This window comes from Pasteuria penetrans, assembly GCF_900538055.1.
In the GTDB taxonomy this organism is placed as follows: Bacteria; Bacillota; Bacilli; order Thermoactinomycetales; family Thermoactinomycetaceae; genus Pasteuria; species Pasteuria penetrans.
In genome coordinates this window covers 1,146,409-1,169,972 of sequence record NZ_UZAC03000001.1, presented here as the reverse complement: position 1 = coordinate 1,169,972, position 23,564 = coordinate 1,146,409, and the positions used below count along the sequence as shown (strand labels likewise).

The following is a 23,564-nucleotide window of genomic DNA, read 5'->3' as shown; positions in this document are numbered from 1 at the left end:
TTCTGTATAATTGAGTAAATTATGTAAATATTTTGAAAAATATATAGGAAGACCGCCCTGGCATCCATTTCCGGCATCATCTAAAAAGCCCCGGTTTATATATTCATTAATAAAATATTATTATATAAAACGGAAAATATAAACTATATATATAACATTTTAGAATAGTATAATCAACCCGTCCTTCGCATGGCTTTTTCCCGTTGTTTTCTGCTGTGTTTTAGGACGCAAAGACCCACCGTTTGATGAAGGGCACCCAAGGTCGGATGGCAGCGAACCTTTTTTGTGAAACGTTTGATTTCCCCATTCCATCGTTCCGTGATATTGGTGGTACGACAGGCCACGCGATCATTTCCATCGTGGCGAAGATGAATCGTAATCTGGGGCAACCCCCTTCGAAAAATCCTCATGGTACGAGGCGCAAGAGAGCGGTATTCATGATAGATCTCCATGGACGCCTTATGGGCCACTTCCCGGTTGGGGGCTTCCCAAACCTCCTCACGAATTCTTTCTGAGAGAGATCCCCACTCCGCGATAGGGAGATGATCCCTCTTTAGGGCTGCCTTTCGCAGATTTCGGGTCCAATGAGCTATACAACGTTGCCAATCAGACAGGGGGTACTCCTCTTGTATGGCCTGTATGAGGCCGTCATGGGCATCTGTAGTGATCAGGGGTATTGTATGTAAACCGCGTGAACGGAGGTTTTGAAAGACCTTGCGCCAGGTCTGAACACATTCTGGCTGATCGATCCCATAGTACAAAATGTCTTGAATGCGAACACCATTTCGGTTGCTGAATCCCATGACGATATATACGGCTACGGATCCCCTACCACGAACATAAGTGTAGGTAGCATCTGCTTGAACGAAGCTATAGCTGTTACCTTGTAGGGAACGTTGATTCCATACACTTAGATAGGAATCATAATAGCGTCTAAACCGACGAGAAAGAGTGGAGCGTGGGATATCACTATGGCATAACAACGGGGATCGTCTCGACAAATCCTGCAGGGATACACAATCAGCACGGAGGGGGTACAATTTCTCCAACCAACAGTGGGTATATCTCTGATAACGCTCCACAAGAACGGATTCGAATCCTCCCTCCCGTAATTTAGGAAAGAAAATCGTGATAGAACCGCAACCTGTCTGTATGATTCTTTTCCTGTAACCGTTTCTGCGAATCATCGTACCGGAACCGTCAGGACTCCTCTCTTGCAGCTCCTGTCGTCGGTAATGATCACACTCATGATCAACCAACCACTCGAAAGCCTTGGAAAAAGCATGCAAACCAATATTGGAATCTTTGGAAAGCTCTCGCTCCAAATGCAAAATAGCCTCCTTGAACGAACTCCCCCTTTTTTGCAGATATTTCAATCGGTATTGTAAGAAAGAGCGCATATCTTCTTCACATGTCCAGTGAATGGGGCCAGAATTTTGATCACTCATGGTGTTGTGTCACCCTATCTATTATAAATTTAGAAATTTATAATAGATATTATAATATTTGCAAGTAATTTTGTCTATGATATTTTTGGTATCGCACAATAAAAAAACAGGATAGGTAGGGAACCTTGGGATCATCACTAATTTGGGGAAACACAAGTAATGGTTAGGGGGCGAAGGGCCCTTTTCAGGGGAAGAGGAGTCCGTTGGGGCTCCCTGCGCGGGGAACAAGGATCCGTAGGAAAAAATCTGCCCCCGCAAGGGATTTCAGCCGGGAGTAACTAAGACAGGTCCAAACAAAGGGGTTCTACGTGGAGGAAAAGTAATGGGGGAAAATGGATATATATGGTAATTAGGGTCAATTTAGATTTTATTATATATTAGATTGAAATAATTAATAAAAAAATAGATTCAGAGACGGGTCATTAGACGACGCGGGAAGGACAAAAAAGGGCCCCTGTGGGGCCCTGACACCAAATTTGGGATGCAACCCAGGGTTATCGTGTTGTGTCTACGGGTAGGAATCCCGTATCCGCGGAGCATGGGGCACAAAAGGTATCAAGGGCAAGAGGACGTGATTTTGCGGCCCTGATTTCCTCGGAGTATCAGGGTGTTACCGGTACGATGGATGGTGTGCGTGTCAATCTCTGGTTTCCCCCAGGAGTGACGAAGTCAGTAGCCAATGCAATGCAAGGTGAAGCCGTTTCTAGTTTGCGCTACTTTAGTGAAAAATTCGGTTCTTACCGTGATGAAGTTACGGATGAATTGGATGTTGTGTTGACTATCAAGGATAACTCTGGGTTCAGTGGTGCGGAATATCCAGGTTTTGTGACAGCGGTTGCCCCATCGGAGAAGAAGGCAAAAACAGGAGCGACTGTAGGGTCTCATGAAATTGCCCATCAGTGGTGGTACGGGTTTGTGGGCAATGATCAAGTCCGTGAACCCTGGTTGGATGAAGGTTTAACGACCTTTTCTGCTGTTATGTATGAACGAGATGTGGTGGGAAAGGATGACTTTTTCATTCCGAATGTGATAAGAGAAGTAGTAAATCAGACAGATAAAGCAAATGAGTTTACCGCGGTGACCCCTGTCGATGATGTTTATCATCATTCCCCTGCTACCTTCCATCCTATGGTTTATACACGCTCTTCCATGATGCTATTCATGTTATCTAAGGAGATAGGGGGTATGGAAAAGTTATTTTCTATTATGAAAGAGTATCATCGCCAATATCGCTATAAAAATGCTACAGGGTGTGACTTCATTCGATTGGTAGAAAACCAGTCCAATAAGGATTTACGAGGGTTTTTTAAAAAATGGTTGTTTCGTTTACCCAAAGGATGTGCGTCCGATAGCGAGGGAAAGAGGTCATCGGGAGGATAGTTGAATCCTTGTATTACTGGACTTTGCCCCACCCCCGGGCTTGGAATATCATGGTTGGGGATTTTCCCCCCAATTCTGATTTCAAGGATGGGATGGGGCCTATTTTTTTCCAATACGTTTTAGGTGCCCCTGCAGAAAAAACATCATATTTATTGGAATATTTTTATAAAATTAAATTATATTTATGGTAAATTTTTATATTATTTATGATTATAAAAACAGTATTTTTAAGTATCTTCTGCGTAAGTACTTTGGAAGGTACCCCTTTATGGAAGGGTGCATATGAAAATTTCGTACGATCGGTTGTTTTTTGTTGAACCTCCGAAATCGCTGGGGGATCATAGGAGATGGTTCCTATTTTATCCCTTTTGCGCACACCAAATTTGGGATGCAACCAAAATATCCCATTTTCTCTCTTTGTAAAAGGTTTTTCGCACACTCTTATAAAATTTTATAAAAATAAATTCAAAGATGTTGTTGACAAACTCTTGGAAATTATGACAGAATCGACTGCGTTGCGGTAGAGTTGTCGTATTGTTACCACATAGGGGGGGAGATTTCGAATCTAGGCGAATGTAAACACAGGACCCTACACTGGGGTATCCGGTCTATCGAACAATGATTCATCCCCCATTCCCGGGACTGAATTTCCGGGTCCTGGGGGGCCAGAATTTGTTTTTTTCGTCTGGTATGTATTTAAGGAGGGGGGATAGGGGGGTGCTGGGGAGTTACTCGGTTTTGATTCCCAAGAAAATCAACCGGGGGTAGATTACAACCAAAGGGGCAATATCACCGGCGTATTCTGTCCTCCATTCCGCAAGTTAGGGGTTCGTGCGGCGATAGCTTATGGTATGGGTAGTGCCTATGTCTGTGATCGATTTTGTTCGTGAATAGTATTCATAAATAACGGTTGTTGGGAACGATTGTCGGGCGAAGTTGGCACTTCAGCCAACCCACCCTTCTTACAGAACTACACGTAAATACACTGTTCGGGTGCCAGTCTGATGTCGCGTTCCTGCAGTGCAGTACCCTTTTTTTGCTGTATCTGTTCGAGTTTTGACCCAATGTCGTTTGGTTCATTTTACGGTGATCCCCCTAATTTTGGATTGTGCGTTGGCTGGATCAAGCCGGGTAATTCAAAGCCCTCGCTACATTCGCTACATCCTCATTGCGATGGTTTTATTACTATCATTGAATAAAGTTAGGGCGAAGAAACTCTTGTGATGAGGGTGGAGTGGAGGGGTTAAATGGTTTGCCTGGACCAGCCGATGTACAATCCGAAGCAAAGAGATGATCGCAAGTTGGACCAGGCAACATTGGATTGGAACCCGGATAGGACACAGCAGAGGAAGGCACGGAGAACGTAACACCAGACTGGGGTTCTGAATGGGCAAAATCCCATGGGACCATAAGAGCCACATAATGCGAGAGTAGTACGTGTGGTTCTGTGAGAGGGTTGGCTCTGAGATGCCATCCCTACTCGGCGTGAGAGGGTTGGCTGAGATGCCAGTCTTACTCGGGGCGCGGTATTCTCCAAATGGATTTGCTCCACTAGTGGTTGTGATTTACCCGCGCACTTGCCAGGGTCCTATAGCCCCGTTTGGAGAATCGGTGTGGAGAAGGAAAACTAGGGGGTTGTTGTCATAAGGTCGGAGGGACGAGTTATGGATTACGAATGTGGGAATTATGATACAGAAAATGGAGATTGATCCTACTCTGTGTCACCATAGGGCAAATGTCGAAATAGTTGACCGTGGGGGACCGAAAACTGGGAGTTGAATGGGAATGGAACCGGTTGTGGTTTAAGGTAAGGGATTGAGAAGGTAGGTATTTCCATAGTTTCGGGGGGAAAGGGAATGGGGAGACGACTATATACTTCAATGATTGGGTCGCCCGGGGATAAAGATCCTTGTTACCCTATACGATTCGTTGTGGCGCGTTGGGGTTGGATTAGCTTTTTCTTTCATTTTTTACTTTTTCTTCATATGTCACTTTACATGGTAGAAAAGGGACGGATCGTGTCAAAGTATGGAACACCATTGATAGTGAGTTCCTTTTGTTATATATATTTTTCTATTATGGTGGTTCTTTGGTTGAAAAAGGAAAGAAAAAAGAATGGTGGATTCCTCCTCCAGGTAGCTGCTAGACAGATGATTCAGTGGTCCACAGACCGGGAACATTGTCGGCGTGCTATAGTACAACATAGTTTATGGAGAAGGGGGGGGTGGTACTTGGTTTCATGGGGAGGGGCGTTATGTTTTTTGGTTATGACATGTGTATTCTTATGGATCTTTCCTTCCGTATGGTTGTTGACACTAGGCACAATAGGATGGATGGCTGCCTTACGCGGGAGAATTTGGCAAGAGGAACACTGGTTGGGGGTGCAGGGCATCGATGTGAATTTTGTCAATAGACAAATCATTATGTGCCTATCAGGGTATTTGTCACCCCTGCATTTGTTTCATTTCGTTCCCCATTTTGTTTCTGGTATCAATCCTCTTCACTTAGATATGATACTTCAATGTATTTTGGTGTATACCTGGGCTCGATTTTCCCGCGTCCTACCTTCCTGGGCCCATCTTCTTTTAGGTCAGCGCCGTGTTTTCTTGAGATCCTTCCCCAGAGTTCATTCTATTTCCGATTTTTTAAAAAATTTATTTTGTGCATCTCCTTGCAATTATCTAGAGATATTCAATTATGATTGTGATACGCAGGGGAGGGGTGTGTTACGGTCCCATGGCGATGTCAAAGATGGCCTACTTTGGGCTATCCTTGGTGCTTTAACGCTATTGTCGCTTTGTTGTCTTGCCTATGATTTGTCCATATCAAACTTTGGATTCTTCGGCACCCCCAATGGTTGGGTTGGAGGAAGGGGGTACTGATGATTTGTACAAATACTCTAGTAAGAGGGGTGCGAACAGCCCTCATGAACCATAAAAAAATAGGGACCATCCTAGGTCCTCCTGGTTCCGTAACCATTAAAGTACGGAAACCCCTTTACCAAAAGGTGAGGCTAGATTTATAGATAGGACATTCCCACCAAAAATTGTACGGTCCCTTGTGTTCCTTCCACGTAGAATTCCTTGGTTGGACCTGTCTTAGTTACCCCGGTTGAAATCCCTTGCAGGGGAAGGTCCTGGATCCTCGTTTTCCCCATTTAGGGCAAGGCGGGGCTGTGTGCTCCTTCCTGGATCTTCCCAAGCCCCTTGTCTTCCCAACGGACCCGCGCTATGGGGAGGAAGAAGTTAGCCAATTACATAAAAATATATAAAATTTTTGTATATAAACTCTATGCAGACTCGCAAGTAACCACGGCGTACAGCCTTCTAGGCAACTTTCTTAACACACCGGACCCCAGGTCCAAGAAAAACAAATCTTGCTATTAAAATTACTGCAATTGAAAAAATTATGAAATCATGAATACGAAAAAGTCCTCCTTCTGTCCAAAGAGGTATACTTTTTTGTAACCAAGGCTGTACCATCGGTAGATAAATCAAATTCATGAACCCGTGAAACGGCACCATCACCGCCATAATAACCAACAGTGATCGGTACCAATGAACGAAACTCAAGGGGTGGGAACTAGGAAGACCTCTACCCATCATAAGAACCAACCCAATAAGAACTCCATAACTAATCAAAAATCCCAACCCCGCCCACCATTCTACAGCATAGCGATCAACCATAAAAATGGACAACCCATAAAGCAGTCCCCCAAAAAGCCAGGTGCCAACCAAAACCGGCCACCGTCGGTGCAAGAAAGGCTCTGCCTTACATTCTCTGTGCCAACGATGCAAATGCTGAGTCCACTTTTTACGGTCCTCCCTCTCCAATAGCGGGCCCATAACAACGCAAACCATAGCGCAGAGGACACCAACCACCTTTTCTTGATATAAATCTTGGGCTGGCCTATCTTCCCAAATCGCAACCGCAGCAATTATTATACTCGTAATTAATACAACAATATTAAAAATATATAAATATTTTTTTCTTTCTTGTTTCGTCTCGATTTGGCCCCTACCCTCGGTCCCGCGAAACACATGGGAAGACGCAGTCCTTGAACTCAAAGTAGGAGAGGTGAGACAACCAGACCAAACACAAAAGTACCAAAAAAGGAGCGATCCATAACGGAAAGAACTAAGTGCTTCGACCCACATAGCAATGGGCATAAAGGTCAATAAGCGAGGCAAACCAACATACAGTAAAAAATACATATTTTTCATCATGATTCCAACGCTCCTATCTCCATTTTTGACACCCCCCTAATACTCAGTGGAAGCAGGACAGAATCCTGCATCAAGAACATGGTACCCAGCATCGTACCTAATACCCAATAGATAATCAAGATTCTGGGTCTATGCACCTCGTTGGCCCATCATTTTGAACTCTCCTCTATCTCAACCACCCTAGGAAAGTTTTTTAGGGAATATTCCAACATTTGCATAAGGGACTTTTTCTAACATAAAGAAGAAATGACAGACCATCGGCTTCTTTGTGCACTATTCCCTATAACCAAAAATTTCAACATAAGAAAATGTATTATGATCGATGGACTGTCTTATCTCTCTCTATTAAATCCCCCTTTGTATGGTAAAATGATACGGACTAATCTATTGATATGGCCATCCTCGTCGAGATCATATTTTTACCTCCTACTACAAAGATCTTCACAAGGATTCCATACGTTCCTCTTAAATGTCCCAACGATCACGCTACCTGCAATGCCACACTGAGTAGCAACCCAACCATTTTTAGTAATGATCCCACAAACAACAGCCGGCACTGCAGCTGAACCCACATCACTCAATATTTCGCAGCTCTCACACACCGACCACGGCCACCGTTTAGAACGTCTTCCTAAGGATTCCTCCCCTATTCTATTTCCCCCCTGTAATGCAGCACATTCCCTTCTCTCACTATAGCCATCCTTCTCACTTTCATATTCCACAGCGGCTACTTCTTTTGACTCATCTGTTGCACGGGAAGGGTGGAGTGTGATCCCTTGTTTTACCACAGCTTCATCCTTCTTTTCGGCCTTTCCCTCCCCCTTATCCAATTTCACTGAATCCACAGTATCGCCCTCTTGGATCCCTTTATCGCCAAATTCTACTGCATCTGTAGCTGCAGAGTAGAACTAAGCCCCTCCTCCTAACAAGTGAGGGGAGAAGGCGACGAAAAGGGCGTATAGTATGAAAATCTTGTTCAGGAATTCACACCCACAACAGGATTCTTGCCTAGTACATAGCCCAACATTGCCTCCACCTATTGTGCATTCCGCACCCCATGGCCCATTGTACTTCGGTTGCATCCCAAATTCTGTGTCGGGGCCCTGAGGGGACCTTTTTTGTTCCCCCGACATATCTGATATCCTGTCTCTGGGTCTATCTAGATCTATTTTTTATTAATTATTTAAATAAAATATGTAGTAAAATCTAAATTGATCCTAATTACCCTATAGATCCATTCTATTCCATTGTGTTCCTTCCACGTAGAACTCCTTGGTTGGACCTTAGTTACCCCGGTTGAAATCCCTTGCAGGGGAAGATCCTGGATCCTCGTTCCCCATTTAGGGCAAGGCGGGGTTGTGTGCTCCTTCCTGGATCTTTCCAAGCCCCCTTGTCTTCCCAACGGACCCGCGCTATGGGGAGGAAGAAGCAGCCAATTACATAAAAATATATAAAATTTTTGTATATAAACCCTATGCAGACTCGCACGTAACCACGGCGTATAGCCCTCTAGGCGACTTTCTTGATACACCGTCGAGTAGGGCTGGCATCTCAGCCAACCCTCTCACAGAACCACACGTAATACTCCCGCGTTATGTGGCTCTTATGGTCCCATAGGATTTTGCCCATTCAGAACACCGGTCTGGTGTCACGTTCTTCGTACCTTCTCCTCTGCTGTGTTCTATACGGGTTTCGATCCCATGTTGCCTGGTCCAACTTGCAATCATCTCCTTACCGCGGATTGTGCGTCCAGTTAGACCCGTTGGGTCTAACTCACGATCATCTCTTTACTTCGGATGGTACATTGGCTTGGTCCATGCAACCGAAGGGAAGATAAGTTTAATTTAATAAACATTTATATAATAATCTCATTTTCTTTACTATTACATCATCAATTATTATTGTTATGTTTTTAATGATCATACTAATAAAGAAATGCTGAGTGCGCTAAATCTTCGTTGTTTGTACTAGGCGGGTGAAGGTTGGAGATCCAATCTCGTTTTCCTAGCCCGGGGGGAAAGGTAGTGTCGATCTTTGATTCCGATTTCCCATGCCAGAATGATTGCCGAGGGGCGGTTGGATACCGCCGCGTGGTTTGTTTTGACAGTGGGGAGAACAATGTGGTAGCATGGGCGCAGTGTATTTCTTCATAAGTGACTTCGATCTTGTGGACGGTTTTCGAATACGCATATGGGGGAAAATGGGGGTGCGTCTGCAGTCCTTTGCCTTTGGCGTTGTGGTAGGAGACCACCGTATACGGCATACTTTATAGATCATGTTTCCAACTGAAAGCGAAGGCCGTTGAGATTTGGGAACTATTTTGGGATGATGATGATGTAGCTAGAAAAATATGGGGCCCACAGTTTTGTGTCGGGTATCGAGAACGAGTAAGGAAACCCCGGTGGACGGGGATTGTTTGCATTGGTAAAAAAGGTTAGCGAAGGAATCGTTGTCACGTGGTTTTCATGATGTACGGGGGTGTTTTGTGCAGGTCTGATTTAAGGATTATGAATGTGTGGTTTTTCTCCGTACGGGGCAGGATGGGTGGTTTTTCTCCGTACGGGGCAGGAGGGAAAGATATTTTTTGTGTGGTTGACTCAGGTTGTTGATTCCGGGGGTACGGGCTTATGGTTTCTGAGTGACGCTTGTTTGCCCTTGTAATGGGGCAGAGAAGGTGGGCGTTGATCGGGGGGGTGTAGGGCTATTGCTCGATGTAAATCATTTTGAGTATATGAAAATTGCGCTTGCTTCGCCTAAAAAGGTGCGTTCATGGTCTCGGGGCGAGGTGAAAAAGCCCGAAACGATCAATTATCGAACGTTGCGCCCTGAGAAGGAAGGGCTCTTTTGCGAGAAGATTTTTGGTCCTACGAAGGATTGGGAATGTCATTGTGGAAAATACAAACGTGTTCGTTACAAGGGAATCGTTTGTGACCGGTGTGGGGTTGAGGTTACACGTGCTAAGGTACGGCGCGAGAGAATGGGGCACATCGAGTTGGCAGCTCCGGTGTCGCACATTTGGTACTTTAAGGGTATCCCCAGTCGCATGGGGCTCGTGCTGGATGTGACACCCCGTTCCTTGGAGGAAGTGATTTATTTTGCTTCCTACATCGTGATCGACCCAGGGGATTCGCCTCTGGAGAGGAAGCAGCTTTTATCAGAGAAGGAATTCCGGGGTTATCGGGAGAAGTATGGTCAGACTTTCAAAGCCATGATGGGCGCGGAAGCTATCAAGCAGTTGTTGTTGGGGATTGATTTAGATAGTGAGGTCAAACAATTACGGGAAGAACTGCAAACCGCACAGGGGCAGCGGCGCAATCGGGCTGTGAAGCGGTTGGAGGTCATTGAGGCTTTTCGTGCCTCCGGAAACTGTCCCGAGTGGATGATATTGGATGTTTTGCCGGTCATCCCCCCTGAATTACGCCCTATGGTGCAGTTGGATGGGGGACGTTTTGCTACCTCCGATCTCAATGACCTCTATCGCCGTGTGATCAACCGTAACAATCGCCTTAAGCGGTTGCTCGATTTGGGAGCACCAGATATCATTGTGCAAAATGAGAAACGTATGTTGCAGGAAGCGGTAGATGCTTTGATTGACAACGGTCGAAGGGGTCGTCCGGTGACGGGAGCAGCGAACCGCTCCTTGAAATCCCTTTCCCATATGCTGAAGGGTAAGCAGGGTAGATTCAGGCAGAATCTATTGGGAAAAAGGGTCGATTATTCAGGGCGTTCGGTTATTGTAGTTGGCCCTAATTTGAAGATGTTTCAATGTGGTTTGCCGAAGGAAATGGCTTTGGAGTTGTTCAAGCCCTTTGTGATGAAGGAATTGGTGAGTAAAAATTTAGCCCATAATATCAAGAGTGCCAAACGAAAAGTGGAACGCATACACCCTGAGGTGTGGGATGTTTTGGAGGAAGTCATTCGTGAGCACCCCGTCCTCCTCAATCGGGCCCCCACGCTACACCGATTGGGTATACAGGCTTTTGAACCCGTTCTGGTAGAGGGTCGTGCCATTCGTCTCCATCCCTTGGTCTGTACAGCGTATAATGCCGATTTTGATGGGGACCAGATGGCGGTGCATGTTCCTTTGTCTGCGGAGGCACAGGCAGAGGCTCGTCTGTTGATGTTGGCATCCCAGAATATCTTGAACCCCAAGGATGGTAAGCCGGTAGTAACCCCTTCACAAGATATGGTGTTAGGGAGTTATTATTTGACAATTCAAAAGGGTGGTGCGGCTGGCGAGGGAAGGTTTTTCTCCTCCGTGGGTGAGGCTATCAATGCTTATGATCATGGTTATGTAACCCTGCATTCACGTATTGTGGTTAAGGCTTCTAATGTTGAAAATAAACAGTTTTTGGGGAAACAGCGGGATGCTTTGTTGGTTACAACGGTTGGAAAGCTGGTTTTCAACGAAATTTTCCCCAGGGATTTTCCTTATATCAATGAGCCAGGGCGGAATAATTTTAATTCTACACCAGATAAGTATTTTATATTTGATAAGGGGGTTGATGTTGCCAAATTTATAGAAAAGTTGCCTAATCCGAGTCCCCTCCGAAAGAAGGATCTGGGGGGTATTATCGCCGAGTGTTTTCGTCGTTTTGGGACTACCGCTACCTCGGAAATCCTTGATAAGGTGAAGGCTTTGGGGTACGAGTATTCCACACGGGCTGGGGTGACCATGTCTGTTTCGGACGTGGAGGTTCCCACGGAGAAGCCTGCCATTCTTGTTGAGGCTAAGGAACAGGTGGATAGGGTTGCGGGGCAGTTCCGGCGTGGTCTGCTGACGGACGGCGAGCGTTATCAACGGATCATCAAGATTTGGAGCCAGGCAAAGGAAAAGATTACGGGGATCTTGATGAGCCGTATGGATAACTACAACCCTATTCACATGATGGCTGATTCGGGAGCTCGGGGGAATGTGTCACAGATTACGCAGTTAGCGGGGATGCGTGGTCTGATGTCGAATCCGGCAGGGAAGATTATCGAGCAGCCTATTCAGACGAATTTCCGGGAAGGGCTTACTGTTCTGGAATATTTTATCTCCACGCACGGTGCAAGAAAGGGTTTGGCCGATACAGCTTTGCGTACGGCCGATTCCGGTTATCTGACGCGCCGTTTGGTGGATGTGGCTCAGGATGTGATTGTGCGGGAGGAGGATTGTGGAACGGATAAAGGTCTTTGGGTGGAACGTATTCAGGATGGAAATGAGGTCATAGAAGAGCTGGGGGACCGGATCCTGGGTCGGTTGTCTTTTCAAACGGTAGTGCATCCCCAAACGGGTGAGGTTTTGGTTGGACCCAATCAGTTGGTGGATGAGGAAGTGGCGGCTCAGATCCTGGAGGCGGGGATTGAGCGTATGGTAATTCGTTCGGTGTTGGCCTGTCGAACAAGGCACGGGGTTTGCAAACGTTGCTATGGTCGTAATCTGGCTTCCGGTACGGCAGTGGAGATTGGTGAGGCTGTGGGTATTATTGCTGCCCAATCCATTGGGGAACCTGGTACGCAGTTGACCATGCGTACCTTCCACACAGGTGGGGTAGCGGGTGATGATATCACACAGGGTTTGCCGCGTATTCAGGAGCTCTTTGAGGCAAGAAATCCCAAGGGTCAGGCTGTGGTTAGTGAAATTGATGGTAAGGTCATTGATATTCGTGAGGTACGTGATCGACGTGAGGTTGAGGTGGAGGGTAAGGTAGAGAATAAGGTGCATACCGTTCCCTATGGTTCCAGGATGAAGGTTAGACAAGGGGATCATATGAAGGCAGGGGATGTAATTACGGAGGGATCCATTGATCCCAAAGAGTTGCTGCGCGTGAAAGGCGTGCACGGTGTGCAGCAGTATATTTTGCAGGAAGTACAGAAGGTTTATCGCATGCAGGGTGTGGAAATCAACGATAAGCATGTGGAGGTTGTCATTCGTCAGATGATGCGCAAGGTTCGGCTTACGGATGCCGGTGCTACGGGTTTGTTGCCCGGTTCTGTAGTGGATATTCATGAATTCGAGGTAGCGAATCGTGAGGCTTTTGCTAAGGAGTTGGATCCCGCGGTGGCGCGTCCCGTGTTGCTTGGGATTACCAAGGCCTCATTGGAAACAGAGTCCTTTCTTTCCGCGGCCTCTTTTCAGGAGACAACGCGTGTGTTGACGGATGCAGCTATTAAGGGTAAAGTGGATCGTTTGCTTGGTCTCAAGGAAAATGTAATCATCGGTAAATTGGTACCCGCGGGTACTGGTATGGTTCGTTATCGGTCTTTGCGGCTTTGTGTGGATGGGGAAACAGAGGAATCGGAAATTATGGAAGTTGTGGAAGAGGAGAATGTTGGCGCTGTGGGGGCTACTAGGGCGGTCAAAACAGCAGCGACGGCTGGTAGAACGGGGATTGCTGCCAAAGGGACCGGAACGGCAGGGGAGGAATCGACCGGGACGTCGACCAAAACTGGGGTATCCAGGGCGACTGAGGTAGGCGAGGTGACTGATATGATCAAAAGGACCGGAACGGATGGGGAGACCAACGCAACTGGGGTAGCTGAAATGGATGGGACGGATGAGAGGACCGAGGCAGACGGGACCCAGGGAAATTGATACGGATACAAGGGTGATGGGGGCCACCTGGTACGGACGGAGTGACCCGTTGTGATGCTGGGAAGAAATACGGGATACAATCGAAATAGACATTGATGGTGGGAACGGAGGGTATCTACCAGTCGGTGTGGTTGGCATTCTCAAGAGGTGTTTTCCGATGGTTTCAACATAGCAGCATAGCGATGGTGCAAAATAGAATGATCCCCTCCTTATATTGATCTATGAATGAATATTAGAAAATAAGAAATGACGTGGTTGGGATGGTGACGGTTCCCATCACGGTTATGTACACCAGCACCTTTCTCCCTATTGATCCTGGGGACGAATGCAAAAGTTCCCCCAATGAACGCAACAACCCCATGGCATTTCGCCGTGGGGTTGTTGTTCCTGAATCAATCGGATTGATTACCGTATTTATACAGAATCTTTTCCTTTGCGACGACGTAGACGGAGGAAAGTGAGGACCCCCAAACCTACTGCTGCCGCTGCACCAGAAGTGTAGATTGTGTAGAAGGTCTCTGTATTGGCTGTGTCAGCCAAGTTATGGGAAGGGTTCGCCCCACCCCTCTTTATTGGACCATTTGTAGGATTCCCGCTGGGTGAACTACCCTCAGGATTCCCACTGGGTTTGCTGGAGGGTACACCCTCAGTGGGTTTACCGCCCGATGGCTTGTCATTGCCAGGGGACTTGTTGTCAGCGTTGGGGGTTGTTGTAGATGATCTGGGGTTACCCGAGGAAACTGGGTTGGCTTGATTAGCTGCGGAGGTACCCGCAACAGTGGAGGGTACTACTGCTGCTCCCGTGGTATTGGCAACGAGTCCTACTTGTTGAACCGGTACGCCGTTCAAAACGAAACTCGGGTGCTGCTGTAGATAAGATGGGAACACCATGGCCCAACTCATCTGTTTCAACTCATGGAGTGTGGTAGTAGAGCTGATATCTATAGTAATTCCGTTGATTGTAAGGGTCCTCGTTGTACCATTCAGTTTCACTTCATTCAGCACATCTATAAGTTTTTGATTAGTGCTGCTTATTTTTATTTTTAAATCATTATATTCTCTGGACGAAATCTCTATATCATAGGCACCAATTTTCACGTGGGCACGATCCCCGTTTTCGATAACCGTTGGGGTTATCTTTCCCCCTTTTATCTTTTCTTCAATTGCCTTTATCTTTTCCTCGTGCTGACCCAGTTGAAGTCCGTGTTGGTCGAGGGATGTTTGATGGTCATTTAGACCCTTTGCTAGTATTTCCTTACCCCTTGCATTCTCACTTATTCCTTTTGCATTCTTACTTATTCCTTCAGCGTTCGTTGCAATACCATTCTTATTTGTTTCAATATCCTTTTTATTTTTATCTACGATGGGTGCAATGTTACCATCAATTGCCTCTCTGGTAGCACGTAAGGAATCATCATGGTCTGTCAAACGATTTTTTATACGGATATCTTGCTCTGTAAAATTATTATAGTTATCATTTATTTGTTTTCTATTTTCTAACAATTTTTTCTTAGTTTTTTCATGTTCATTATCCTTCCAATTATCTGTTTCATCAAGTATCGTAGGCCTCTTGGGAGTAAGATTATCATCGGGTTCTATAGTGGGGATGTTACTTGCAATGGCATTGGCATGGGAGGGGTATGAAATAAAGGGCATTGCCAAGAGACTTGTTGATAAAATTAAAGCTTGTATACGGTTTGCTCTATTTCCTGTCATAGTGACCCAATCTCTCCTTGATTCAAATTATATAATAAAACTAAAATAAATCCCGAATGAATATTGCATAATGGGAATCCCACTCTATCAATTCATACGAGAGGAAAAACGAGTGTATGATCCTAAGATTAGGTATATCAATACCTGAACCCAGAGGCGCCGTAAGGAAAACCACATAAAATACCCTTATACCCCTATGAAACTATGGAACACACATGGACAAAATTATAGAAAATATAGATATTCCTCTATTTCCCATAGATACCACCACAACGACCCGCCATGATTTTCGTCTATACCTACACCCATCAACAACGCACCTCTAACCACATGGAATGATTTGATTGTGTATAACTCCTCTCCCCTTCAAACCCTACATCCTATACAGGGATGAGGAAGGGGGAATACCGGTCCTTGGGGGGAACGTACCGGCGAGTCTACAATTCTCTTGAAATCAATGGTATATTAGGTACATTGATAATATATCATGTAAACAGTTCCAACACAATACTTTACATGTCTTTTGCAAATAGACTGTAAAGTATAATCGTACCTGTTTTCCGTTCCCCCTCGCCCACGGGAAAACCCACCGTAACAAGGAATAAATCCATCTAGATAACCGGCCCCTATGACCTTGTACAGAACGACGAGATTCCAATCCGTTTCCAGTGGCCCCCCATTTTTTGTTTGCTCTCTTAGGATGGCTACTTTGGATAGGGGGAATCTTTTCCTCTATAAAGTTAGTATTCTACTACTCAGGCGTGTGTCAAGTAGGTTATATAAGTGATGGAGATTGTACATGGTCCCTCTTCGAGGCCAGTTGGTGGGCAGCGGGCCTCAAACCATCTAACAATGATGGTGTGGAAAGATTTCTGGTGGGGATCGGTCTCGGAAGAGGCGGGGCTAGAACCCCTGTCCGGTGGGGGTTAGGGAGCTCAACACGGGTGAACCGTTCGATCACGCATCGAAAGGAACCATTCATGCCAAAACCGAGGCGTGGCTTGACACATCGGGGAAAGTCACGGGGGACGACCAACTTACGATCTGGGTGGGCATGCGGTGCACACGGATGGGTGGAATCCAGTCCAGGCGCTTATTATGGGTGTGCACCCAAGCTAGGGTGCAGAAAAGATGGAGGTAGGCCCTTGGTTGGGAACCGATCGATAGGTGGTAGGTTCCCAACCGCCCTAGCGCGGTCCATGGTAAGAGCATGGGGTCTTGGGTAGCTAGGGGGGAAAAGGCGGGGCCCGACCCCGTTCGGTGGGTGTTTGAGGAGATTGGCGCAATCGAACCGGCTGGGCGACGGCATCGAAACGAGCCATTCATGTCGAAACTAGAGGGTAAGGATCCTTCTGGGACCAAGCTAGGGAAGAAGACCTTATGTCCTAGTGGCCTGTGGTGTATGGGCGGAATGAACCCAACCCAGTCCTTCCTGTGTGCAACCTGGAAACCTGTCGTACAGACGTCTAACGGCTTGATCGTCGCCAGGCTGTAAAGGGCCAAGAGATATCATCACGGGTTCCGGAACGATCAAGTGGAAAACGAGAAATCATATCGGTCTTGCCGCCATCCACACAACCATCATAGTGGACACACCACGTTGTGCACCGTTGATTTATGCGGGATGATAAGGGCCGGATCACGTGAGAGTGTTCAGTTCTGTGAGGGTATCGGTTGAAATACTGGGTCCACTCGACGTCGCACGGAACAACGCCGTCTGGTCACACACAGCAAGGCGTAATAAAAACCCAGGACAACCAGGGCTCCCTGTGCACAATAGTCGGATCGTTAGCCTATGGTAGCGATAAAACCCTTGTAAAGGGAGGGTAAAGGGTTTAGCTGAATCGGCTCACACACAATCGCGAAATAAGGGGACGATCACAAGTTGGACCAGGCAACATTGGATCGAAACCCGGATAGAACACAGCAGGGAGGGGGTACGGAGGAAGAACGTAACATCAGACGGGTACTGAATGGGCAAAACCCCATGGAACTCGTAAGAGTCACATAATGTGGGAGGAGTACGTGTAGGGTAATGTGTGTCGTGTCCTACGGAGGACGGGGGAGAGGGCTTTCCGGGATCAGCAGGTGATGAGCATTTTGGGAAAAGGCAGGACGGAAGATTCCCGTCCGATGTGGGTTCGGGAGATGAGTAAGGCGAAGAACCATGGGAGGAAAGCGTCAAAAGGCGCAGGTAGTGTTGCAACACAGGGGACCTAGGGAACACCACCCCTTGTGGAATTCCATTGTCCTTGTATGTTACGCCATACCCACGCACGAGTTAGGAAAAACATGGCAAAATGTACACCCAGGGCTACAGCGATCACCCCTACCAAACTGGACCAGTCAGGAAATTCGATTTCCTCCCCAAGAATAGGATATTTCAACAGGTAACGGCATCCATAACGAAGTGCGGAGGCGGTAAAAATGGTGGATAGCAACAGGGGCGAGAAGAAAATGAAGGCCATCTGGTTTGTGATTGATCTTCGTACATCACGGACGGAAAAACCCACCCGCAACAGGTTGAGAAACTGCTGCCTTTGACCCTCTATATCCGTGTAGATGCGGGACAAAAGAAAGCCATCTGCTGCGATCATAAAAACAAAAAACACGATTACATAGGAAATAGCAGTGGACTGGGCCAATACCTTCCACAAATAGGGTTCATAATTCTTTGCATATACGACTCCCCCCGACATACCGTTGGAAAGGTGGGTAGAATAGGTAGGAGGGGAAGCTCCCCGGAAATACTTATTTAATCTAATCATAGTGTTTATAATATAAATATTTGTACCATTATATGGCAAAAAATAATTCACATGTTGTACTTTTTTTATTTTGTAGTGTTTTGAAACCTTTGCATACGCATAATCCCCCAATATCCACTGTGGTACATCCATACGAGGAAAAACGGTATTCCCTTTGGTTCCGGAATGCTGCACCTCCTGGATCCCCAAATCTTTGAGCAGTGGATAGGGAAACTCCGAGCCTGTATCGTTTGCATACGCATAATCCATACCCATGGCATCATTAGTACCCAGGGTGAGAAAGGGTTTTCCGCTTCTCCGGGCCATTTCATTGTAATCCCTCGCCCGAATAAAATAGCCTTCCGTATATTCCAGTTGCGTGTTCCTTCTGTGCACAAGCACCAGTGGTTGGGAAACGAAGCGTACCAGACCACCGGCAGTAAGAATGGAATCTAATGATCTCCACTGCTTTTCTAGGGGGGAAGACCTTCCCTTCTCCCCTAGGGAATAAATGATTGATGGCATTACGTTTTTCTCTTTTGAATAATTATAATAGTATGTATTTAGGTGTGAATCATATTGCGAAGAAAAGAACACGGAAAAAAGAGGAGGGAACAAACTAATAGAAATAAATGAGATTGTGAGCAATAGGGAAAAAAGGGATAGGAAATGGGCGTTTTCACGCAACCGGTAGGTTATACTGCTCATCCATAACAGTCGAGATTTTCTCCAGGAAAACTGGTGTTTCTGGAGAAGAAATTTCGCTATCATTACCATACCCTGACGATAAAAAAAGTAAATGCCCAATGTCGTAAGAACCAAACAGACTAACAACGTGGGGATAAAGGGGGTGTACCTATGAAACGTAAGTTCGACGGGGATAGGCCAAAACCAACAGAGGACGATTACCAATCCCAGAAAGAAAAAGGACAGAATGGAACGAAGAATCCCTATGGAAAGATCCGATTTACCCTCTCTTCTCTCCCCCCCATCACGGAAAAATCGGAGGATGTGTTGTTCCCGAACCAAAAGGGGCATGATCAAGGCTGCTAAGAGGAACAACAATAGGCACGAGGCCGTAGAAATGTAGAGGGATTTCTCGGAAAAATGAAACGCCAGCTGAAAGTACTCCACGTTCAGTTTGAGGAGATGCAGTAAACTCATATTCAATAGGACGCCCAGGAAAATCCCTGCGATAGTAGAGCAACTACCGATGGATAGGATTTCCCATATCAGCATAAGTTGTAGTTGGGAAATTTTCATACCCAATAGGATGAATATACCAAATTGTTTCCTTCTTTCCCTACAGAGGACCGAGAGAAAATAGAGCAGGGAGAGGAGGGAACAGAGCATAAGTACACCAAACATGATTCGAAGTAGCTGTTCCGTGATGGTTTGCTTTTCCCCATGCCAAAGCATATCGAGTTGGGGGTGAAACACAAACGTGGCATAAGCAAAAACCACAGCCGCAACGACAGCTGTATTCAACGCCAAGCCTATATAGACCTGTGGTTTCCGGATCATCATGCGGATTACACATTGGAAGAGTGTCATAAACCCCATCCTCCAAAAAATATACCTGCTGAATTTGTATGGAAATACGACCCATAATGGGATCTACCCTAAATGTATTGTTTTGAATCGCAAGGGCAGTGTACATAATTATGGCGGTAATAGCCGATGTCCCCAACACGTCATTTGAAAAAATTTTATACAAGGATAAAAAAATACAAAAATAGATTATGGATCGGGTGGGGGTTCTGTTTTTGCGGCGGCCCTTTTGTGTATACCGTTCGATTATACACAAGTTTACGCCACAGGGACGTTCCCATATTGGCGGATGGGAACACGAAACCCCTACCCTGTAACCTTCAACCTATAAAACAACAGTTCTATCCTCACTTTCTGGACGAAATCTCCAGGCCCGATATTCAGCCGGGATCCAGGGGGATTTTTCCTGAAAACCCTGTCTAGAAATGTACGTCCGCAGCGGGATGTTGCCAATGGGGTGAATGGGATGGGATGGTCTCCTTGGTTCGTCCTTTTCGGTGGGGTGGTATGCATGGTGGAAAGCGGCAACGGGGAAAAAATGCGGAACCCTATTCCCTTCGTTGACTTAGGGGGAAGTCGGTGGTAGAATTACCACGTGTGTTTGCGGGTCCGCACAGTAGATATTGGCCTCCCTGATGTGGGTCTTAGGGGGTACGGAGGGATCGGCCTCCGTACCCGTTTCGTTTTTTCTGGGGTAGTTCCCTCAGAGGAAAGGGGGGGATTCTAAAGGGGAGGAGGAAGTGAAGAAATATGCCAACCATCAATCAGTTGATTCGCAAGGGACGGAAGCGGCGCCGTAGGAAAGCAAAGGCACCAGCTCTGCAGTTTGCTTACAATAGTTTCCACAAGTCTAATGTGTTGCAAAGTTCTCCACAAAAGCGTGGCGTCTGTATCCGTGTTGCTACTCTTTCGCCCAGGAAGCCGAATTCGGCTGTACGGAAGTATGCCCGGGTGCGTCTGAGTAATAACATGGAGGTCAATGCTTATATCCCGGGGATTGGCCATAATCTACAAGAACACTCCGTTGTTCTTGTACGGGGCGGAAAGACTAAGGACCTTGCGGGTGTCCGTTACCAAGTGGTGCGTGGAGCTTTGGACGCTGCCGGTGTAGTTGATCGCCGTCGGGGTCGTTCCCGGTATGGTACCAAGCGGCCCAAGTAGGGGGTTGATACGGGTGTTTTACCCTTTCCTCCCTGTTTTTTGTTCCTGTTCGTGCGGATTTGTTTTGTTTGTGGCGTTGTGAATCAAGCAGCAGGAAGAAAGGGGGATGGATGGGTGCCAAGAAAGGGGCCGGTACCACGACGCGAGGTCATCGCTGATCCTGTGTATGGAAGTAAACTGGTGACTCGCTTGATGAATCGTTTGATGTATGACGGGCAGAAGGGGAAGGCGCAGCGTATCCTATACGGGAGCATGGAGAAGATTCGCGAGGAGTCGGAAAAGGATCCGCTGACCGTGCTGGAACAGGCGTTAGAGAATGTGATGCCCGTGCTGGAGGTAAAAGCTCGCCGCGTGGGAGGAGCCAATTACCAGGTACCTGTGGAGGTAAAGCCAGAGCGGAGGACCAGCCTGGCGATTCGGTGGATCGTAGATTTTGCCCGTAAACACGGCGAAAAGACGATGCAGGATCGTCTCACACGTGAAATTTTGGATGCGGCTAATGGTACGGGTGCCGCTGTGAAAAAGAAGGAAGATACCCATCGTATGGCTGAAGCTAACCGTGCCTTTGCCCATTATCGCTGGTAAGATGGATGTTGAATCTAGATTGCTGCGGCAAGGGGAGCGGAGGTGACGCCGGTAGCTTTGTAATAGTAGAAGGGAGAAGTTTCCGGTGACACGTGAGTTCACGTTGCGGGCAACAAGAAACATAGGGATTATGGCACATATTGATGCAGGTAAAACAACCACCACAGAACGTATTCTGTTTTACACAGGTCGGGTGCATAAGATTGGTGAGGTGCATGAAGGTGCCGCCACCATGGATTGGATGGAGCAGGAACAGGAGCGTGGAATTACGATCACCTCGGCTGCTACCACGGCACGGTGGAGGGACCATCGTATCAACATCATCGATACACCCGGGCACGTGGATTTCACGGTTGAAGTGGAGCGTTCCTTGCGCGTTCTGGACGGTTCTATCGGTGTTTTCTGTGCTAAGGGTGGTGTGGAACCGCAGTCGGAGACCGTTTGGCGTCAGGCGGAGCGATACAGGGTACCACGGATTGCCTATGTCAATAAAATGGATATCATGGGTGCAGATTTTTTAGGTACCGTGCAGCAAATGCGTGAGAGGCTCGGGTCCAACGCGGTGCCCATTCAATTACCCATTGGCGCTGAGGACGGCTTCAAGGGCGTGATTGATCTCGTCACGCAAAAGGCAATCGTTTACGTCGATGATCTCGGGACCACTTCGGAGGCCCTCGAAATCCCTGAGGAGTATCAGGGGAAGGTTGAAGAGGCCCGTAGTGTGATGATGGAGGCTATCGCCGATTCGGATGATGAACTGATGGAGCGATATCTGGAGAACGGTACCTTGACAGAGGAAGAAATTGCCAGTGGCCTGCGGTCCGCCACCTGTTCCGTTCAAATGACGCCTGTGTTGTGTGGTTCCTCTTATCGCAACAAGGGTGTCCAACCCCTACTTGATGCTGTAGTGGCTTATTTGCCTTCCCCCCTCGATGTGCCCCCTGTGGAGGGTGTCAATGACAAGGGGGAGGAGATAGAGCGGCTTGTGAGTGATGAGGAGCCCTTTTCCGCACTAGCTTTTAAAATTATGACCGATCCCTATGTGGGCAAGTTGACGTTCTTTCGTGTTTATTCCGGGACCTTGTCTTCGGGCTCCTATGTATACAACGCGAGCAAGGAGAAACGTGAGCGGATCGGACGAATTCTGCAGATGCATGCGAATCATCGTCAAGAGGTTGGTCGTGTGTATACGGGGGATATTGCCGCGGCCGTTGGGTTGAAGAACACCTTCACTGGGGATACGCTTTGCGACGAGAAGCAATCTGTGATACTGGAATCCATGGATTTTCCTGAGCCTGTCATCTCGGTAGCGATTGAGCCGAAAACAAAGGCAGATCAGGATCGGATGGCGGTTGCCTTATCTCGACTCGATGAAGAGGATCCTACTTTCAAAACGCATACGGATGAGGAGACGGGCCAGACGATCATCTCTGGAATGGGTGAGCTCCACCTTGATATTCTTGTCGATCGGTTGCGTCGTGAATTCAAGGTAGAGGCCAATGTAGGGGCACCCCAGGTGGCCTACAAGGAGACCATCCGTCGTGCTGCTGAAATCGAGGGGAAATTTGTTCGCCAAACTGGGGGTCGGGGTCAGTACGGCCATGTTTGGGTTCGTTTCGAGCCTCTCGAACCAGGTTCCGGCTTTGAGTTCGTCAATAAGATTGTAGGTGGTGTGATTCCACGTGAATACATTTCTGCGGTCCAGGCCGGGATCGAAGAATCTATGCAGAATGGTGTGTTGGCAGGATATCCTCTTGTAGACGTTCGCGCTATTCTTTTTGATGGATCCTATCATGACGTTGATTCCTCGGAAATGGCCTTTAAGATTGCGGGTTCGCTTGCTTTACGGGGTACTAAGAGTCAGTGTGCGCCCGTTTTACTAGAACCCCTCATGCGGGTTGAGGCAGTGGTTCCTGAGGAGTACATGGGCGATGTCATTGGCGACATCAATTCGCGACGGGGTCGCGTAGAGGGAATGGATGCGCGAGCGGGTGCACAGGTCATCCGCGGTGTGGTGCCTCTGATGGAGATGTTTGGTTATGTGAATAACCTACGGTCGAGTACGCAGGGTCGGGGAACTTTCTCTATGGAGTTCGAGTGCTACGGTGAAGTGCCGAAGGGTATCTCGGACGAGATTGTTTCTAAGATGGCAGGTACGTAGGGGTATCTGTTC

At 47.1% G+C, this 23,564-nt stretch carries 15 protein-coding genes; 10 read left to right on the top strand and 5 right to left on the bottom strand.

Going from position 1 to position 23,564, the window contains the following annotated elements; genetic code table 11:
* Nucleotides 1-173: 173 nt before the first annotated feature.
* Complete coding sequence (locus PPRES148_RS04800; RefSeq protein ID WP_149453483.1) at nucleotides 174-1,448, bottom strand: IS256 family transposase; 1,275 nt, start codon at nucleotides 1,446-1,448, stop codon at nucleotides 174-176.
* A gap of 504 nt (nucleotides 1,449-1,952) precedes the next feature.
* On the opposite strand from PPRES148_RS04800, the gene PPRES148_RS04795 reads away from it, so the two are divergent.
* Nucleotides 1,953-2,828, top strand: coding sequence for a M1 family aminopeptidase (locus PPRES148_RS04795; RefSeq protein ID WP_149453482.1), 876 nt, complete (start codon nucleotides 1,953-1,955; stop codon nucleotides 2,826-2,828).
* A gap of 1,856 nt (nucleotides 2,829-4,684) precedes the next feature.
* Complete coding sequence (locus PPRES148_RS04790; RefSeq protein ID WP_149453481.1) at nucleotides 4,685-5,710, top strand: hypothetical protein; 1,026 nt, start codon at nucleotides 4,685-4,687, stop codon at nucleotides 5,708-5,710.
* Nucleotides 5,711-6,154: 444 nt separating this feature from the next.
* Here PPRES148_RS04790 and PPRES148_RS04785 read toward each other — a convergent pair whose 3' ends face one another.
* Both PPRES148_RS04785 and PPRES148_RS04780 read right to left on the bottom strand, forming a co-directional pair.
* Nucleotides 6,155-7,054, bottom strand: a complete 900-nt coding sequence (locus PPRES148_RS04785) for a hypothetical protein (protein ID WP_149453480.1) — start codon at nucleotides 7,052-7,054, stop codon at nucleotides 6,155-6,157.
* Nucleotides 7,055-7,473: 419 nt separating this feature from the next.
* Nucleotides 7,474-7,899, bottom strand: a complete 426-nt coding sequence (locus PPRES148_RS04780; RefSeq protein ID WP_149453479.1) for a hypothetical protein — start codon at nucleotides 7,897-7,899, stop codon at nucleotides 7,474-7,476.
* Nucleotides 7,900-8,675: 776 nt separating this feature from the next.
* On the opposite strand from PPRES148_RS04780, the gene PPRES148_RS04775 reads away from it, so the two are divergent.
* From PPRES148_RS04775 to rpoC, 3 genes are all read left to right on the top strand, one after another.
* Nucleotides 8,676-8,891 (top strand): hypothetical protein, encoded by a 216-nt coding sequence (locus PPRES148_RS04775; RefSeq protein WP_149453478.1) that lies wholly within the window; start codon nucleotides 8,676-8,678, stop codon nucleotides 8,889-8,891.
* Nucleotides 8,892-9,182: 291 nt separating this feature from the next.
* Nucleotides 9,183-9,326 carry a hypothetical protein gene (locus PPRES148_RS12275; protein WP_223127954.1) on the top strand — a complete coding sequence of 48 codons (144 nt, stop codon included), beginning with the start codon at nucleotides 9,183-9,185 and terminating at the stop codon, nucleotides 9,324-9,326.
* A gap of 432 nt (nucleotides 9,327-9,758) precedes the next feature.
* On the top strand, nucleotides 9,759-13,631 hold the full coding sequence (gene rpoC, locus PPRES148_RS04770; RefSeq protein WP_246142953.1) for a DNA-directed RNA polymerase subunit beta': 3,873 nt from the start codon (nucleotides 9,759-9,761) through the stop codon (nucleotides 13,629-13,631).
* Between the two features lie 414 nt (nucleotides 13,632-14,045).
* Here rpoC and PPRES148_RS04765 read toward each other — a convergent pair whose 3' ends face one another.
* Nucleotides 14,046-15,347: a hypothetical protein gene (locus PPRES148_RS04765; RefSeq protein ID WP_149453477.1), complete on the bottom strand. Its 1,302-nt coding sequence runs from the start codon at nucleotides 15,345-15,347 to the stop codon at nucleotides 14,046-14,048.
* Nucleotides 15,348-16,266: 919 nt separating this feature from the next.
* Between PPRES148_RS04765 and PPRES148_RS04760 the strand changes: the two genes are divergently transcribed.
* Nucleotides 16,267-16,488, top strand: a complete 222-nt coding sequence (locus PPRES148_RS04760) for a hypothetical protein (RefSeq protein WP_149453476.1) — start codon at nucleotides 16,267-16,269, stop codon at nucleotides 16,486-16,488.
* 744 nt (nucleotides 16,489-17,232) lie between these two features.
* Nucleotides 17,233-17,358, top strand: coding sequence for a hypothetical protein (locus tag PPRES148_RS12885; protein WP_281289921.1), 126 nt, complete (start codon nucleotides 17,233-17,235; stop codon nucleotides 17,356-17,358).
* Nucleotides 17,359-17,563: 205 nt separating this feature from the next.
* On the opposite strand, the gene PPRES148_RS04755 is transcribed toward PPRES148_RS12885, so the two are convergent.
* Nucleotides 17,564-19,648, bottom strand: coding sequence for an FtsX-like permease family protein (locus PPRES148_RS04755; RefSeq protein WP_223127953.1), 2,085 nt, complete (start codon nucleotides 19,646-19,648; stop codon nucleotides 17,564-17,566).
* Between the two features lie 747 nt (nucleotides 19,649-20,395).
* Between PPRES148_RS04755 and rpsL the strand changes: the two genes are divergently transcribed.
* From rpsL to fusA, 3 genes are all read left to right on the top strand, one after another.
* Nucleotides 20,396-20,806, top strand: a complete 411-nt coding sequence (gene rpsL, locus PPRES148_RS04750; protein WP_149453474.1) for a 30S ribosomal protein S12 — start codon at nucleotides 20,396-20,398, stop codon at nucleotides 20,804-20,806.
* A 114-nt stretch (nucleotides 20,807-20,920) separates the two neighbouring features.
* Nucleotides 20,921-21,391 (top strand): 30S ribosomal protein S7, encoded by a 471-nt coding sequence (rpsG, locus tag PPRES148_RS04745; protein ID WP_149453473.1) that lies wholly within the window; start codon nucleotides 20,921-20,923, stop codon nucleotides 21,389-21,391.
* Nucleotides 21,392-21,476: 85 nt separating this feature from the next.
* On the top strand, nucleotides 21,477-23,552 hold the full coding sequence (gene fusA / locus PPRES148_RS04740; RefSeq protein ID WP_149453472.1) for an elongation factor G: 2,076 nt from the start codon (nucleotides 21,477-21,479) through the stop codon (nucleotides 23,550-23,552).
* Nucleotides 23,553-23,564: the final 12 nt, after the last annotated feature.

Coding starts and splice junctions, on each gene's coding strand:
- PPRES148_RS04800 (WP_149453483.1), bottom strand. CDS start 1,448: ATGAGTGATCAAAATTCTGGCCCCATTCACTGGACATGTGAAGAAGAT.
- PPRES148_RS04790 (WP_149453481.1), top strand. CDS start 4,685: ATGGGGAGACGACTATATACTTCAATGATTGGGTCGCCCGGGGATAAA.
- PPRES148_RS04785 (WP_149453480.1), bottom strand. CDS start 7,054: ATGATGAAAAATATGTATTTTTTACTGTATGTTGGTTTGCCTCGCTTA.
- PPRES148_RS12275 (WP_223127954.1), top strand. CDS start 9,183: ATGGGCGCAGTGTATTTCTTCATAAGTGACTTCGATCTTGTGGACGGT.
- PPRES148_RS04765 (WP_149453477.1), bottom strand. CDS start 15,347: ATGACAGGAAATAGAGCAAACCGTATACAAGCTTTAATTTTATCAACA.
- PPRES148_RS04755 (WP_223127953.1), bottom strand. CDS start 19,648: ATGACACTCTTCCAATGTGTAATCCGCATGATGATCCGGAAACCACAG.
- rpsL (WP_149453474.1), top strand. CDS start 20,396: ATGCCAACCATCAATCAGTTGATTCGCAAGGGACGGAAGCGGCGCCGT.